17 protein-coding genes and 1 riboswitch are annotated in these 13,405 nt (G+C 37.2%); of the genes, 1 reads left to right on the top strand and 16 read right to left on the bottom strand.

Going from position 1 to position 13,405, the window contains the following annotated elements; all coding sequences use genetic code 11:
* Positions 1-194 precede the first annotated feature (194 nt).
* From rimI to thiL, 4 genes are read right to left on the bottom strand one after another with little or no spacing between them, the layout of a single operon-like run.
* The gene (rimI, locus tag BN6559_RS17615) at positions 195-647 is read right to left on the bottom strand and encodes a ribosomal protein S18-alanine N-acetyltransferase (protein ID WP_110955951.1); all 453 of its coding nucleotides are present in this window, start codon (positions 645-647) and stop codon (positions 195-197) included.
* On the bottom strand, positions 640-1,350 hold the full coding sequence (gene tsaB, locus BN6559_RS17610; protein ID WP_110955950.1) for a tRNA (adenosine(37)-N6)-threonylcarbamoyltransferase complex dimerization subunit type 1 TsaB: 711 nt from the start codon (positions 1,348-1,350) through the stop codon (positions 640-642). The genes rimI and tsaB overlap by 8 nt, the downstream gene beginning before the upstream one ends.
* On the bottom strand, positions 1,344-1,808 hold the full coding sequence (gene tsaE, locus BN6559_RS17605; RefSeq protein ID WP_110955949.1) for a tRNA (adenosine(37)-N6)-threonylcarbamoyltransferase complex ATPase subunit type 1 TsaE: 465 nt from the start codon (positions 1,806-1,808) through the stop codon (positions 1,344-1,346). Before tsaE ends, tsaB begins: the two co-directional genes overlap by 7 nt.
* Before the next feature lie 20 nt (positions 1,809-1,828).
* Complete coding sequence (gene thiL / locus BN6559_RS17600) at positions 1,829-2,821, bottom strand: thiamine-phosphate kinase (protein ID WP_110955948.1); 993 nt, start codon at positions 2,819-2,821, stop codon at positions 1,829-1,831.
* A gap of 397 nt (positions 2,822-3,218) precedes the next feature.
* Here thiL and BN6559_RS17595 point away from each other — a divergent pair, with 397 nt between their 5' ends.
* Entirely contained in the window at positions 3,219-3,761 is a 543-nt protein-coding gene (locus BN6559_RS17595) for an NADH peroxidase (RefSeq protein WP_110955947.1), read from the top strand.
* A 107-nt stretch (positions 3,762-3,868) separates the two neighbouring features.
* Here BN6559_RS17595 and BN6559_RS17590 read toward each other — a convergent pair whose 3' ends face one another.
* From BN6559_RS17590 to motA, 12 genes are all read right to left on the bottom strand, one after another.
* A complete protein-coding gene (locus tag BN6559_RS17590; protein WP_110955946.1) occupies positions 3,869-4,249 on the bottom strand; it encodes a universal stress protein in 381 nt (126 codons plus the stop codon).
* Positions 4,250-4,454: 205 nt separating this feature from the next.
* Positions 4,455-5,762 carry a phosphomethylpyrimidine synthase ThiC gene (gene thiC, locus BN6559_RS17585; protein ID WP_110955945.1) on the bottom strand — a complete coding sequence of 436 codons (1,308 nt, stop codon included), beginning with the start codon at positions 5,760-5,762 and terminating at the stop codon, positions 4,455-4,457.
* Between the two features lie 66 nt (positions 5,763-5,828).
* Positions 5,829-5,924: riboswitch (TPP riboswitch) on the bottom strand.
* 50 nt (positions 5,925-5,974) lie between these two features.
* On the bottom strand, positions 5,975-6,562 hold the full coding sequence (locus BN6559_RS17580) for a GerMN domain-containing protein (protein ID WP_110955944.1): 588 nt from the start codon (positions 6,560-6,562) through the stop codon (positions 5,975-5,977).
* 13 nt (positions 6,563-6,575) lie between these two features.
* Positions 6,576-7,628, bottom strand: a complete 1,053-nt coding sequence (locus BN6559_RS17575; protein WP_199884122.1) for an N-acetylmuramoyl-L-alanine amidase — start codon at positions 7,626-7,628, stop codon at positions 6,576-6,578.
* A gap of 175 nt (positions 7,629-7,803) precedes the next feature.
* Positions 7,804-8,019, bottom strand: coding sequence for a DUF3006 domain-containing protein (locus tag BN6559_RS17570; RefSeq protein ID WP_199884121.1), 216 nt, complete (start codon positions 8,017-8,019; stop codon positions 7,804-7,806).
* Positions 8,019-8,924, bottom strand: a complete 906-nt coding sequence (locus BN6559_RS17565) for a ComEC/Rec2 family competence protein (RefSeq protein WP_110955941.1) — start codon at positions 8,922-8,924, stop codon at positions 8,019-8,021. Before BN6559_RS17565 ends, BN6559_RS17570 begins: the two co-directional genes overlap by 1 nt.
* Before the next feature lie 69 nt (positions 8,925-8,993).
* Positions 8,994-9,344 carry a type II toxin-antitoxin system PemK/MazF family toxin gene (locus tag BN6559_RS17560; protein WP_110955940.1) on the bottom strand — a complete coding sequence of 117 codons (351 nt, stop codon included), beginning with the start codon at positions 9,342-9,344 and terminating at the stop codon, positions 8,994-8,996.
* Positions 9,345-9,346: 2 nt separating this feature from the next.
* Positions 9,347-9,619: a CopG family ribbon-helix-helix protein gene (locus BN6559_RS17555; protein WP_199884120.1), complete on the bottom strand. Its 273-nt coding sequence runs from the start codon at positions 9,617-9,619 to the stop codon at positions 9,347-9,349.
* A gap of 96 nt (positions 9,620-9,715) precedes the next feature.
* Positions 9,716-11,263 (bottom strand): NAD(P)H-hydrate dehydratase, encoded by a 1,548-nt coding sequence (locus BN6559_RS17550; protein ID WP_110955939.1) that lies wholly within the window; start codon positions 11,261-11,263, stop codon positions 9,716-9,718.
* Positions 11,260-11,640 (bottom strand): holo-ACP synthase, encoded by a 381-nt coding sequence (gene acpS / locus BN6559_RS17545; RefSeq protein WP_110955938.1) that lies wholly within the window; start codon positions 11,638-11,640, stop codon positions 11,260-11,262. Before acpS ends, BN6559_RS17550 begins: the two co-directional genes overlap by 4 nt.
* Before the next feature lie 68 nt (positions 11,641-11,708).
* The gene (locus BN6559_RS17540; protein ID WP_110955937.1) at positions 11,709-12,467 is read right to left on the bottom strand and encodes a flagellar motor protein MotB; all 759 of its coding nucleotides are present in this window, start codon (positions 12,465-12,467) and stop codon (positions 11,709-11,711) included.
* 3 nt (positions 12,468-12,470) lie between these two features.
* A complete protein-coding gene (motA, locus tag BN6559_RS17535) occupies positions 12,471-13,256 on the bottom strand; it encodes a flagellar motor stator protein MotA (RefSeq protein WP_110955936.1) in 786 nt (261 codons plus the stop codon).
* Positions 13,257-13,405 lie beyond the last annotated feature (149 nt).

The raw sequence follows: 13,405 nt of genomic DNA, 5'->3' as shown, positions 1-13,405 counted from the left end.
TTTTCCTTATTCAATCTATTACCCCCATCATTACACTGACACTTAAATCCCGTTTCTCTACCTAAAATCCCTATAGCCCTCATTCTCATTTTCAATCTTTCTAAAATGAAAAAACATAAGATGAGTAACCAAAACGGAGATCTTAACATATAGTATATTACCAATCACCCGAGGCGCGCGAAAGCGCCCTTTTTTTATTTATTTATATCACGAAGCCACATAATAATTGCATCTTCCTGTGTATCTTCATAGTAATTTTTTCGAACACCACTTGATTCAAAGCCTAATTTCTCATATAAATTCTTTGCAGCAAGATTGGATGCTCTCACTTCTAAGGTCATTGCGCAAGCGCCTTTTGATTTAGCCACAACCAAAGCCTCCTGCATCATAGCCTCACCAATTCCCAGCCTTCGATGACTTGGTAAAACAGCAACATTGGTAATATGTGCTTCATCAATAATAATCCACATCCCTACATAGCCGATTACAGCATCGCCAGAAGTTGCAAGTAAATAATAAGCCAACTGATTTTCTAATTCTTCGCAAAACGACTGCCTGGCCCACGGAGAACTAAACGACGCATTTTCTACAGAAACAACATGATCAATATCCGCTTCCACCATTTTGCGAAACACAATCTCAGTCATTTTTTATTCCATTTCTTCGTTCCCAAAGTTCTTCAGCTTCTGATCGTCTAATATAAAATGGCTCTAGATCCATAACATTATGTAGGATGCCTTGTTCCATCATATGTTTACCCAGCATCGCTACACTTGCTGCACGAGGCATAATCATATGTGGCATTGCCAATCGAATATTCCCGCCAATATTTTTTATTTTCTCCGCTTGTTTTACCGCTACTTCGCCTTGTAGCACCACAGTTTTATCCAAAGTTTGGCAAAACTCTACAACTTGATCAAATGGTTTTACTGCTGGTTCATAAATTTCTTTTAATTCCCCCTGCTCCCAAGTATACAAGGCCGCATAAACATTTCCTTTTTGCGCATCTAACATAGGTGCAAGGTAAACCCCCTCAACAGCATAATTATAAGCAAGCGCAGCAAGTGTTGAAACTCCGATAATAGGAATGTTCAGTACATATGCAATACTTTTTACAGTCGCGAGTCCAATACGAAGACCTGTAAACGAACCCGGTCCAATACTCACTGCAATTGCTTCAATTTTATTTTTATCCACTTTCGTCATTTCTAAAATTTGTTTTATATGCGGCATTAAAACTTCCGAATGTGTCAATTTAGTTTGTAAAGTAAGCTCTGCTAATAACTTTTCTCCCGATGTAACCGCGACGCTTGATACTAATGTCGCCGTATCCAATGCTAAAATTAGCAATTTTTCTCCAACTCCTTGTAGATCTCTTTATACTTTTCGCCTTGTAAACGGATCTTAAAAATTCGTTCATTTTCAATTGATCCGCGGCAAATTTCGATCCATAGATATTCTTCTGGCAATTCCTCGATAAATTTATTAGGCCATTCTATTACAATAACGTCATCTTCTTGCTGCGTGTATTCGTAAAAACCAATGTCTAACAACTCTTCTGCTAAATCTAAACGATATAAATCAAAATGATAGATTGTTTTTTCGCCTTGATATATATTCATAATCGTAAACGTTGGACTTGTCACTTCGTCTATCACTTTTAACCCATTGGCGATACCTTGCACAAACAAAGTTTTTCCAGCGCCTAAATCTCCTTCTAAACAAAGAACTACGCCATCGGATACATAGTGAGATAACTGTTTCCCCAATGCATAAGTCTCCTCTGGTGACGTCGTTTTTAACTGCATGTTTAACACTCCTATTACTTCTATCTAAAATGATTATACCCTTTAGGTTCTAGTCGGGCAATCTCTTGATTTCGCTGAACCAATTCTACCCCTGTATGCATCTTCGTCACTTCCCCAATGATCGTAATCGAATTGATCATCTGACACTTGCTTAAAAGCGCATATTTCTCTGGTGCAATCGTAAAAATCAATTGATAATCTTCTCCACCATATAAAGCAAACTCTAAAGCTGACTTTCCTAATATGCGACTCGCTTGTATCAGCTCTTGGGTCAGTGGAATTTTCTCTTCATATAAACGCAGGCCAATTTGGCTTGCAGATGCAATTTCACTTGCTTCACTGGCAAGTCCATCACTAATATCATTCATACTATGCGCATATTCCGCAATATGATTCGCCATATCAATTTGCGGCAAGGGCATTAAATGCGATTGAATCAATGGTTCACTAAAATCATATGCAGTAAAGCCGCCTGCTTGCAATAAGGCAAGCCCCGCCGCTGAATTTCCCAATGATCCTGTAACAGCAACCAAATCACCAAGCTGTGCTCCGCTTCTTTTTTGTAGTTTCTCAGCACAAACCTCTCCCATTACGGTTACATTAATCACAATGCCTCCAGAGCTAGCAATCGTATCACCGCCAATAATATTCACATGAAAACGATGTGCAAGTGCCTTCATCCCTCGATAAATTTCAAGAATAACATCCATAGATATTTTTTTAGGCAAAGCAATTGATATAACCAATTGCTTTGGTACTCCACCCATGGCAGCAATATCACTTAAATTTACCGCAATTGATTTGTATCCTAACTGAAACGGTGACATAAACGCTAAATCGAAATGTACACCTTCCATCAGCATATCCGTACTGATTAATTGCAATCTACCAGGAGTTGGTTTGATTACTGCTGCATCATCACCGATTCCAACTACAACATTCTCTTGATTCACGATGCACCCTTCTTTTATTAAATCAATAAAGCCAAATTCACCAACATCTTTTAATTCCACTTACTCACCTTTTTCATTTGAAAATGAATCATAACTTCATAACGAAGCAGATTTTATGTAGTCTTTTCATTCATTCTCTATTTATATATAAATGATTTTACCATAAAAATGAATCCCTGTAATACTTATATGCAATGCATCTTTATTTTTAATAATTATTATTTGTTAATAATAAAATATTTTTAGTAATTATTCGTAAAATGTTGTATGAACTAGCAAATCGTTTTATATCTGACTAAAATCAATGATTTTAAAGAAATTCATTGATTTAATTTTTAAGCCTCATTCGTTATAATATAACCATAGTCAATCACAAATACAAGCGCCATGCTTCTAATCGTGATTGCATCAATTAAAATAAAGTGTATTTTATAAAACATTTTTGGAGGTAGATTTAATGTCAAAATTTATTTGTAGTATTTGTGGATATGTTCATGAAGGGACAGAAGCTCCTGCAGCTTGCCCAATTTGTAAAGCACCAGCATCCAAATTTAAAGAACAAACAGGTGATGTTGTTTACGCCGATGAGCATCGTGTAGGCATCATTGATGGAATAGATCCTAAAATCGTAGAAGGGTTACGTCAGAACTTTGTTGGTGAATGTACTGAAGTCGGTATGTATATCGCAATGAGTCGTGTAGCAGACAGAGAAGGTTATCCTGAAATCGCCGAAGCCTTTAAACGTTACGCTTTTGAAGAAGCCGATCATGCTGCTAGATTTGCCGAAATGCTTGGTGAAGTAGTTACACCTAGTACAAAGAAAAATCTTGAACTACGCGCTGCTGCCGAACATGGAGCATGTGCAGGTAAAAAAGAATTAGCAATACTTGCAAAACAACAAAATCTAGATGCCATCCACGACAGCGTTCATGAAATGGCTAAAGATGAAGCACGTCATGGTTGTGGTTTCAGTGGTTTATTAAAACGTTATTTTGCTTAAACAAATATTGAAAAACAGAGGTACATACCTCTGTTTTTTACTTATAACGCCTAATAAAAATAGGTTACTCAAAATGTGAGTAACCTATTTTTTATTTCCATAAAATTTTATTTAACGACCATAACAGGACATTTTGATTCTTCAGTGACTTTTTGGCTGACGCTGCCAATCAACGCACCTTTTAAAATTCCAAGTCCTCGACTGCCCATAACGATCATATCACTTTGACATTGTTCTGCTACTTTTATGATAGCACGAGGAATATTTCCATTTTCTATATGTTTTTCTGCAATGATATGCGCAGGTATCTTGCCCCAAATTTTATCAAAAACAATATCACTAGGAATATCCTTGTTGATACTACTAGCAACATAAACAAAATCTAGTTTCGCCTCGCTTTTTTCAGCTAAAAAAATCGCATAATCTACAGCTTTACAACCATTAACAGAACCATCAACTGGCACTAAAATTTTACTAATTTTTTTCATTTTTATCCCTCCTAATCGATTGTATAGTTAATAGTTAACTTTTATCTATAGGATGAATTCGTCATTCGTTTACACATTCCTTTAAAAAAATGGAAAATTTCAGTCAAACATGCTGATAAGATAAAATATGTAATTCCCCTTCAAATAAAATACCCGAACCTCAAAGTCTATATCTCATCTTATAGAATCACTTCTAAATTTGTATTTAATCGCATAAATCAACTGGTTTATCTAGATATTCACCAACAATTTTCATTGCGCAATAATCTCCGCACATAGAGCAAGCTTCTGCACCTTCTACATTTCTTGCTCCGCGTTTGGCTTGCGCTTTTTTAGGATCTATGGCAAGTTCTATTTGCTTCTGCCAGTCCAACGCTTTTCTTGCCTTCGCCATTTTCAAATCCCATTCTTTCGCTCCTGGTACACCTTTTACGATATCTGCAGCATGTGCTGCAATTCTAGATGCAATTACACCTTCATGCACATCTTCAATTGTCGGCAATGCCAAATGCTCTGCTGGTGTTACATAACATAAAAAATCCGCCCCGTTTGCAGCTGCGAGTGTGCCACCTATCGCAGACGTTATATGATCGTATCCAGGTGCTACATCTGTTACCAACGGCCCAAGTACATAGAACGGCGCATCTTTACACAGTTGTTTTTGCAATTTCATATTCGCAGCAATCTGGTCAAAAGGTACATGTCCAGGCCCTTCAACTAAAACTTGTACCCCTCTCGCCCAAGCACGATCTACAAGTTCGCCTAGTATGATAAGTTCTTGTAATTGCGCACGATCGGTTGCATCTGCTAAACACCCCGGACGCAATCCGTCTCCTAAGCTAATCGTAACATCATATTGCGCACAAATATCTAAGATATCGTCATATCTTTCATAAAGTGGATTTTCCTTCTGGTTATGGAGCATCCATCCCGTAATAAACGAACCGCCTCTGCTTACAACATCCATAACACGACCTTGATTACACATGCGGTTAATAACTTCACGTGTCACACCACAATGAATTGTCATAAAATCTGCGCCATCTTTTGCCTGCGTTGCAATCACCTGCAGTAAATCATCTCCTGTCATATCTACAACAGCACCATGTTTTTTGATTGCATCTACTGTTGCTTGATAAATTGGCACTGTACCAACCATAACTGTAGACTTATCAATGATTGCTTTTCTTGACAGATCAATATTATTCCCCGTGCTTAGATCCATCACAGAATCAGCACCAGCTTTTATCGCTGCATCTAATTTTAATAGTTCAGGCTCAATATCCGGATATGCGCTCGAAGTACCGATATTTGCATTTACCTTTGTAGATAATCCTTTTCCCACACCACGCGGAATCAATGATGTATGATTTACATTTGCACAAATTGTGATGGTTCCCTCTGCGATACGATCTCGGATGATATTGACATCCATGTTTTCTTGCTTTGCGACGATTTGCATTTCGTCCGTGATTTTTCCTTTTCGTGCTGCTTGCATCTGTGTCATTTCCATTTCTTCTCCCCCAATCAATAAATAAAAATAAAGCCATTTAGCACAGCAGCTAAATGGCTTTAAAAAAAAGCAAATTTGCCACTTCCCTACGCTGGTCTTAACCAACAGGTTCCAAGGGTCGGTTTAAAACCTCTCAGCAAAAATGCCCCCCTAGTGGATAAAAACATATACAATTCTTTTTTATCTTATCAGACTTTTTTTGTAATGTATACTTATTTTTTTATTAAATCTGAAAAACGTTTCAATGGCTCACTTGTATCCATATGCCCAGAAATGGTTTCTATCTTTTTTCCATCAACTAAAATTTGTACAGTTTTTATTTCCGGAAATTCAGTTAAAGTATTTACAATTGAACCAACCAACATAATTTCGCCCGCAGAACCACCATTAAAATTTTTGATTAATTCATGCGAAAAATCAACATAAGCTCGCCCATTTTCTATTTTTACACTCCTAAGCTTCGTGCCTTTCGGAATGATAGAAACAGCCTCTTTATCGCTTGTGCCAGCAATTAACTGCTTCATCACGGTCGTATATTTATCTTCACCAGCAACTTCTTTTACATTTGCTCCAACGATAAGTTTTGTACCATCGGCATTGGCATAATATACTTTTAAATTATGATTTTTATCTGCTGGTATTTTCTTTGTGTCTTTTGCGCTCTTTTCTTGTTCCGTGGCTACCTGATTATCAGGATTTACCTTTTCATCATTTCCACCATTTTCTTTGCTGCATCCAGCAGTTATTACAAAAAACATAATAGCCAAAATCATAATAAAATACTTAGAAACTTTTAACATAACTATCACCTTTCTACTTAGCTGTTTGACTAAAGAAATCACTTAATCCTTTACAAATACCTTCGGCTAATTTTTGTTGAAACTCTGCTGAATTCAACAATCTTTCCTCTTTTGGATTCGATATGAAAGCCAACTCAACAAGCGCAGCCGGCATATTGGTTCGTTTCACTACATAAAAATTCGCCTCTTGAATACCTCGATCGTACAAGCCACCAAACTCGACTAATCCATTTTGTAAAGATTCCGCAAGTCTGCTATCATAAGTAGACTTTTCGTAATAATAAGTCGACGTTCCATGCGCCGCTTGATTGATAAATGAATTTGCATGAATGCTGACAAAAATATCGGCTGTATTCTTTCGCGCAACATTAACACGCGCCTGCAATTCTTCTTTATCACTCGCATTTGGCCCATACACATCCCGATCATCACTACGCGTCATAATAACACGTGCACCAGCATCTTGCAATAGATACTTTACCTTCATTGCTACATTTAACGTTACATCTTTCTCTCGTACACGATTCGGTCCAATTGCACCCGGATCACTACCGCCATGTCCCGGATCTAAAATGATCGTTTTCCCTTTCACTCCTGCGGAAGAAAAAAATTTAGAGCCATCCTGAAAATCTAGGACAATACGAAATGGTTTTTTTGCCCGCGCATCCTTAGGTAAAGTATATACTTTGTAATTGGTCGCATTCACATCCTTTGTGAGTTGAATTGTAATGCGAACCGTAGATTTATCCACCTGCTCAAACTTTATATTCTTAGCAAGAGATTGATTTAATGCAACAAAACTTTTGATTTTACCTAATCGTGCTTGCTTTAACTCTAATACTAATGCAGAAGGATTCGTATCGTCAATCTTCGTTATAAACGCATCTGTAGGTTTATTTAAACCTATTTCTAAGCTTAATCCACCTGGTTGAACATCCGTCTTTTCGTTCACAAAATAGCTAAAACTGCTTATTCTATATTTTACTTGATTATTTGGCGCCGCACAAACAATTTGCGTCAATAGTATCCATAGACATAAACACGCAAAAAAAATTCTTTTTTTCAAAGCCTCCGCCCCTATTTTATAATTTAATTTGATAAAATACCTCAAATTTTTCAACGACAATTTATTTTACCACTAAATACCGTTTGAACAAACAAAATTTTTGACACTAAATAAAGACAGACCCTATTGTCTCTTATGATTTAAAAGACAATAACGCCTGCCCAGATATGAAGCTTTATTTATTTTGCTTCATGACCAAGGCTTGTAAGGCCGCTGCTTCCAAATTCGCCTGTTTGGTCAATTCTCGATCATAGGAAATTTCTAGTTTTAAATAATCCCCTTCTTTGCTATCTTGAGGTAAATATTTTTTTGGAAACACAATGCTTATTTCCTCTTCCCCAACAAGTAAAACCGCCTTATTTTCTTCAAATCGATCAATGACTGCCTTCATTATCTATTCTCCTTTTCAATCGAATAAGAAATTCCATCTGTATCAATTGTAACTGAGCCATCTTTATCCGTACGATAAATATTCAGTTTTAAATCTTCATATTTATTCAAAGTTACATCATGCGGATGTTTATAATCATTATTTTTACCACAGGAAATCAATACAGCTTCTGGATCAATTGCTTTTAAATAGTTACGGTTTGATGAAGTTTTACTGCCATGATGTGGGCTTTTCAATATTGTACTTTTTAGCTGATTTCCATATTTTTTCAAAATCACTTTCTCTCGTTCCGTTTCACAGTCTCCAGTAAAGAGCATAGAAAATTTTTGATATGTCAACTTGCCAACAATTGAATTATTATTTAAATCTCCACCCGTTTTAATTTCACTTGCGGTTGGACTGAAAACCTTAAAACTAACGCCATTTCCAAAATCGAGATTATCTGAATCTAAAAGTTGTTTATATGGTATTTTCTTTTGATTGATCAATTTCATATATGTACGGTACGTAGAAGTCGTCGTAGGCTGTCCATTATCATAAATCTGCTTCACTTCAAAATTTTTTAATACTGCATATGCGCCACCTAAATGATCGGCATGCGGATGTGAAATAATAAGTTTATCAATACGATGAATATCCTCTTTTTTTAATAAATCAACCAACTTATCACGCATATCAACGTCACCAGTATCAATTAAAATCACTTGCTCCCCCGTTTTGATCAGAATTGCATCCCCTTGTCCAATATCAAGCATCTTTATTTTGAGATGCGTATTCGCCTTTGCAGCGGTATTTGTTGAATTTTCCGCATTGACATTCTTATCAGCGCGATTCCCGCATCCTATCATGGAAACGGCAAAAGACATCATCATCATAACAAGTATAAACTGTATAAATTTCTTCATATTTCTCCCTATTTCCTCATTATTTTATTTATTTTTATGCATAAAAATAGCGAGCATTGCTCGCCATTTTTAAAACTGAACCAAACCAATGCTGATTTGAATTGCCTCATCCACTTTCAGCATAAAGTCATCAGGTAATTGCGTTACCTTTTCCTTTAATCGACGTTTATCAATTGTTCGAAGTTGTTCTAATAAAACAACCGAATTTTTTTCAAGTTGACAATCCTTCGATGTAAGTTCAACATGCGTGGGCAATTTTCCTTTACTAATTTGCGAGGTAATTGCCGCTACAATTACCGTTGGACTATATTTATTACCAACATCATTTTGAATGACCAAGACTGGTCTAAGTCCCCCCTGCTCTGAACCAACAACGGGGCTTAAATTCGCATAATAAATATCTCCTCTTTTCACCACCATGGCTATTCACGCTCCACCAGCAAGCTAGGCATTTCAACAACATCAACGTCAACATATAGACCTTCCTCCGCTAATGTCAAATTGATTGCTGCCATCTCCTGATATCCTTTTCTCATATTTTCTATGATTGCCTTACGCTTACGATCTTCAATATACAGTCTCATTGCATTACGCATAAATTGACTACGGCTCAACTTTTCCATGGCAACAATACCGTCAATTTCTTGCAATAAGCTATCTGGAATACTAATCATAATGCGCTTTAACTCAGCCACAGCTACACCCCCGCAGTTTCACACGATAAATCTATAAATAGTATAGATTTTTTATATAAAAAAGTCAACTTTTTTATATAAAAAGATCTATCACATTTACGCATCAATACCACATCTAGCAGCTGGCAATGCTTGCACAATATCATTTGCAACCAATCCAACCATTCCTGACCGAGCCGCCAAATCTCCCGCAAAAGAGTGTAGGAATACACCTGCAACAGCTGCACTATAACTCAGTAATCCCTGCACAAACAAACCGCTGATTACACCTGTAAGTACATCTCCTGATCCTGCAGTTGCCATACCAGCATTACCCCTAATATTAATATATACATTACCATCTGGATATGCAACTACAGTTCGGGCACTCTTTACCACAAGAATAGATTTAAAATCTTCGGCTGCCTGCCTTACAATATCAATGAGATCCGATTTTATATCATCAATTGATATTCCAATTAAATTTGAAAATTCCCCGAGATGAGGCGTTAAAATCGGTGTCATTTTTGCTTTTGTCAAATCTTTTGCCGTACCAGCAAACGCATGAATTGCATCTGCATCAAGAATTACTTGCTTATCAATTTTAGTAACAAGCTGATATACCATATCAAGCGTCGCAGGATCTCGACCTAGCCCCGGTCCAATTGCAATCACATCATACCCTTGTGCAAGCGCAATTAATTCTTGTACTGCCTCTGCGCCAATGACGCCTGCACGCTCTTCGGATAATGGATACGTCATAACCTCCGTTAATTTCGCTGCCACTATCGGTTGTAATGATTTAGCGATTGCTAAAGTCACAAGACCAGCCCCACTCCTTAATGCAGCATTTGCCGCAAGCACAGCCGCACCAGTCATCCCGACTGAGCCTGCTACAAGTAAAACTTTTCCACACGTACCTTTATGACAATCGTCATGCCTTTTGACAAGTAAGCTCTTTACCATATTAGTATTGATCATATTTTGCTTTATATTCCCATCTGACAATAAAACATTAGGAATTCCTATATCAACGGTCAAAATTTCACCTGCATGCGCGGCACCAGGATAAAGAAGCAGACCAATTTTCGGTAAACCAAACGTTACAGTTGCGGCGGCTTGTACTGCAGTATTATGCACGATACCGCTATCAGCTTCCACACCACTGGGAATATCAACTGCAATAATTGTCTTGCCCATACCATTCATCATGTCAATCATTTTTATCATCTCAGGCCGTAGTGTACCTTCGAATCCGGTGCCTAGTAAAGCATCGATAAAACAGTCCGAAAAAGCAAGTGCAATCTTTACCTTGTCCCAGTCACGTTCACCTTTTACTTCCAAAACATCTGCGCCCATAGACAATAAAATATTTAAATTTATTTTTGCACTATTTTTTATATCAGTAGCATTACCGATAATAAAAACTTTTATCTTCGCTTTTTGGTTGATCAAATGTCTTGCAGCAACAAACCCGTCACCACCATTATTCCCTTTTCCTGCAAAAATACATATTTTTTTCCCGTCAATAGTTTTTAGTATACGTACAACAGCTTTTGCAACTTCACTTCCCGCATTCTCCATCAATGCAATTTCCGGCATACCATATTGTTCAATCGTCTGATGATCAATCTGTCGTATTTGCTTAGCAGTTACAACTTTCAATCTATATCCCCCCAAAAAATAGCCTGCGCCGTAGCATACATACGTGCATGACTCAATGAAATATAAATATGAGTTACACCAATTTGTTTTGCTTTATCTGAAAAATAACGATATAAACGAACTTGAGGACAGCCTTTTTCATTTGGTAAAATCTCTATATCAAGTAAACTTCCTCCACGCAAGCCTGTCCCAAAAGCTTTAAGAACCGCTTCTTTTCCCGCAAAACGTGCAGCATACGATGCACTTGCCTGCGCACCTCTACTCTTACAATATATTATCTCTTTTGTAGTAAAAACCCTTTCGATAAACCGCGGATTTTGCAAAGCTTTTTCAATTCGATCGATCTCAACGATATCAATACCGGTTCCGATAATCATACAAAACCTCCTACAAACTTTATAAAAACTAGAGCTGTTGCAATGTATCTGCAACAGCTCTTCTTAATTTACTGAATTGATTTCATATTATTTGACTGATAATTACGCAAGATTAAGATTTCAACACGTCTATTTTGCGCTCGACCTTCTTCTGTATCATTAGAAGCAATTGGTCGAAATTCCCCGTGCCCTACAGTACTAAAACGTGCTGGATTTAAATTACCTTGTGTTAGAATAAATTTCATAAAATTAAGTGAACGCTGCGCACTTAAATCCCAATTCGACGGAAAAGTTGAATTCGCGATTGGTACATTATCAGTATGCCCAGAAATAATAACTTTTTGCGGCACGCTTGCTAATAATGCTGCAATCGGTTTCCCTAATTCCATAGAATGCGCGAGCAAAGTTGCACTTCCTGACGGAAACAATGCTTTCTCCTTAATTCTAATCGATAATCCTTCATCCGTAAGCGCTGTACTTAATTCATCACCAAGATTTTGTTCCTTGATCATTTGATCAAGCACTTCTTTTGCTTGACTCAATTGCTCATTTTCGGCCAAATAAGCTTGGGTTTGCGCCGAAGTAGAGGAAAGATCTGTTGTTTGTCCAGCACTTGGACCCGCCTTATCAAACATAGAAGGACCACCAGTGTTAAAAGCAGCACTGAATGCTTGCGCCATTTCGTCTACTTTTTTCTGATCCGTTTGCGACACCGCAAACAATACAATAAATAATGCCAGAAGTAAAGTTAAAATATCAGCGTAAGGAACCAGCCAGGCTTCACTAATATGTTCTTCATGAGGTGCATGTCTTTTCTTCCTAGCCATAACCTATGCCCTCTCTTTGTCAGCTTTTATTAAATCACGTTCTCTTTGAGGAATAAATACCATTAATTTAGCTTCGATCGCAGTTGGTGAATCACCTGCTTGCAACGATAATACGCCTTCAATAATCATACGCTTTTCAGCAATTTCCACAGCTGACAACATTTTTAATTTATTCGCAAAAGGAAGCCATACAACATAACCAGTGTAAATCCCCAGTAATGTTGCAATAAATGCGGCTGCAATAGAATGACCAAGTTTATCAATATCATTCAAATTCCCAAGCGCAGCAACCAAACCGACCACCGCACCTAAAACACCCAACGTCGGTGCATATGTACCACCTTGAATAAAGATTGCTGCACCTTCTCTATGGCGTTGTTCCATTACTTCTAACTCGGCATCAAGTACATCGCTAACAAATTCCGGATCCATCCCATCAATTACCATATTCAAACCACTTTTAAAAAATGGATCTTGAATTTCCGAAACTTTATTTTCAAGTGCCAAAATCCCTTCACGTCTCGCAATTTGTGACAATTCAACAAATAATTTTAACAATTCCGCTTTTGGTCTCGTATCAGGTGCCTTAAATGCCTTCTTAAATAATGTCGGTATCATTTTTACCTGCTCCATAGTGTGAGCAGTGGTCAGGCATGAAATTGTACCACCAATAATAATCAAGAATGCCGCTGGATTATTTAATGCCGACAATGGAGCACCTTTAAGAACCATTCCTACAAAGATTGAAATTACACCTAAAACCGCACCAATTGCTGTTGATTTTTCCAAAATAAATGTCCTCCTCTGCTTGAAAAACTAACTAAATTTTATCATTCTATATTTACTATTGTCTATAAAGATCGAGATAAATAACATAGGCATTTAATCCTAATATTATCAAGATAAAACCGTTAGCCCCTTAACCTTATATTTTTATC

The organism is Massilibacillus massiliensis (genome assembly GCF_900086705.1).
Lineage (GTDB): Bacteria > Bacillota > Negativicutes > FLKF01 > FLKF01 > Massilibacillus > Massilibacillus massiliensis.
This window is presented reverse-complemented; position numbering and strand designations above follow the sequence as displayed.

Excerpts from the sequence above, each read along its gene's own strand:
- rimI (WP_110955951.1), bottom strand. The coding sequence starts at position 647 with ATGACTGAGATTGTGTTTCGCAAAATGGTGGAAGCGGATATTGATCAT.
- tsaE (WP_110955949.1), bottom strand. The coding sequence starts at position 1,808 with ATGCAGTTAAAAACGACGTCACCAGAGGAGACTTATGCATTGGGGAAA.
- BN6559_RS17595 (WP_110955947.1), top strand. The coding sequence starts at position 3,219 with ATGTCAAAATTTATTTGTAGTATTTGTGGATATGTTCATGAAGGGACA.
- BN6559_RS17590 (WP_110955946.1), bottom strand. The coding sequence starts at position 4,249 with ATGAAAAAAATTAGTAAAATTTTAGTGCCAGTTGATGGTTCTGTTAAT.
- thiC (WP_110955945.1), bottom strand. The coding sequence starts at position 5,762 with ATGGAAATGACACAGATGCAAGCAGCACGAAAAGGAAAAATCACGGAC.
- BN6559_RS17580 (WP_110955944.1), bottom strand. The coding sequence starts at position 6,562 with ATGTTAAAAGTTTCTAAGTATTTTATTATGATTTTGGCTATTATGTTT.
- BN6559_RS17570 (WP_199884121.1), bottom strand. The coding sequence starts at position 8,019 with ATGAAGGCAGTCATTGATCGATTTGAAGAAAATAAGGCGGTTTTACTT.
- BN6559_RS17565 (WP_110955941.1), bottom strand. The coding sequence starts at position 8,924 with ATGAAGAAATTTATACAGTTTATACTTGTTATGATGATGATGTCTTTT.
- BN6559_RS17560 (WP_110955940.1), bottom strand. The coding sequence starts at position 9,344 with ATGGTGGTGAAAAGAGGAGATATTTATTATGCGAATTTAAGCCCCGTT.
- acpS (WP_110955938.1), bottom strand. The coding sequence starts at position 11,640 with ATGATTATCGGAACCGGTATTGATATCGTTGAGATCGATCGAATTGAA.
- BN6559_RS17540 (WP_110955937.1), bottom strand. The coding sequence starts at position 12,467 with ATGGCTAGGAAGAAAAGACATGCACCTCATGAAGAACATATTAGTGAA.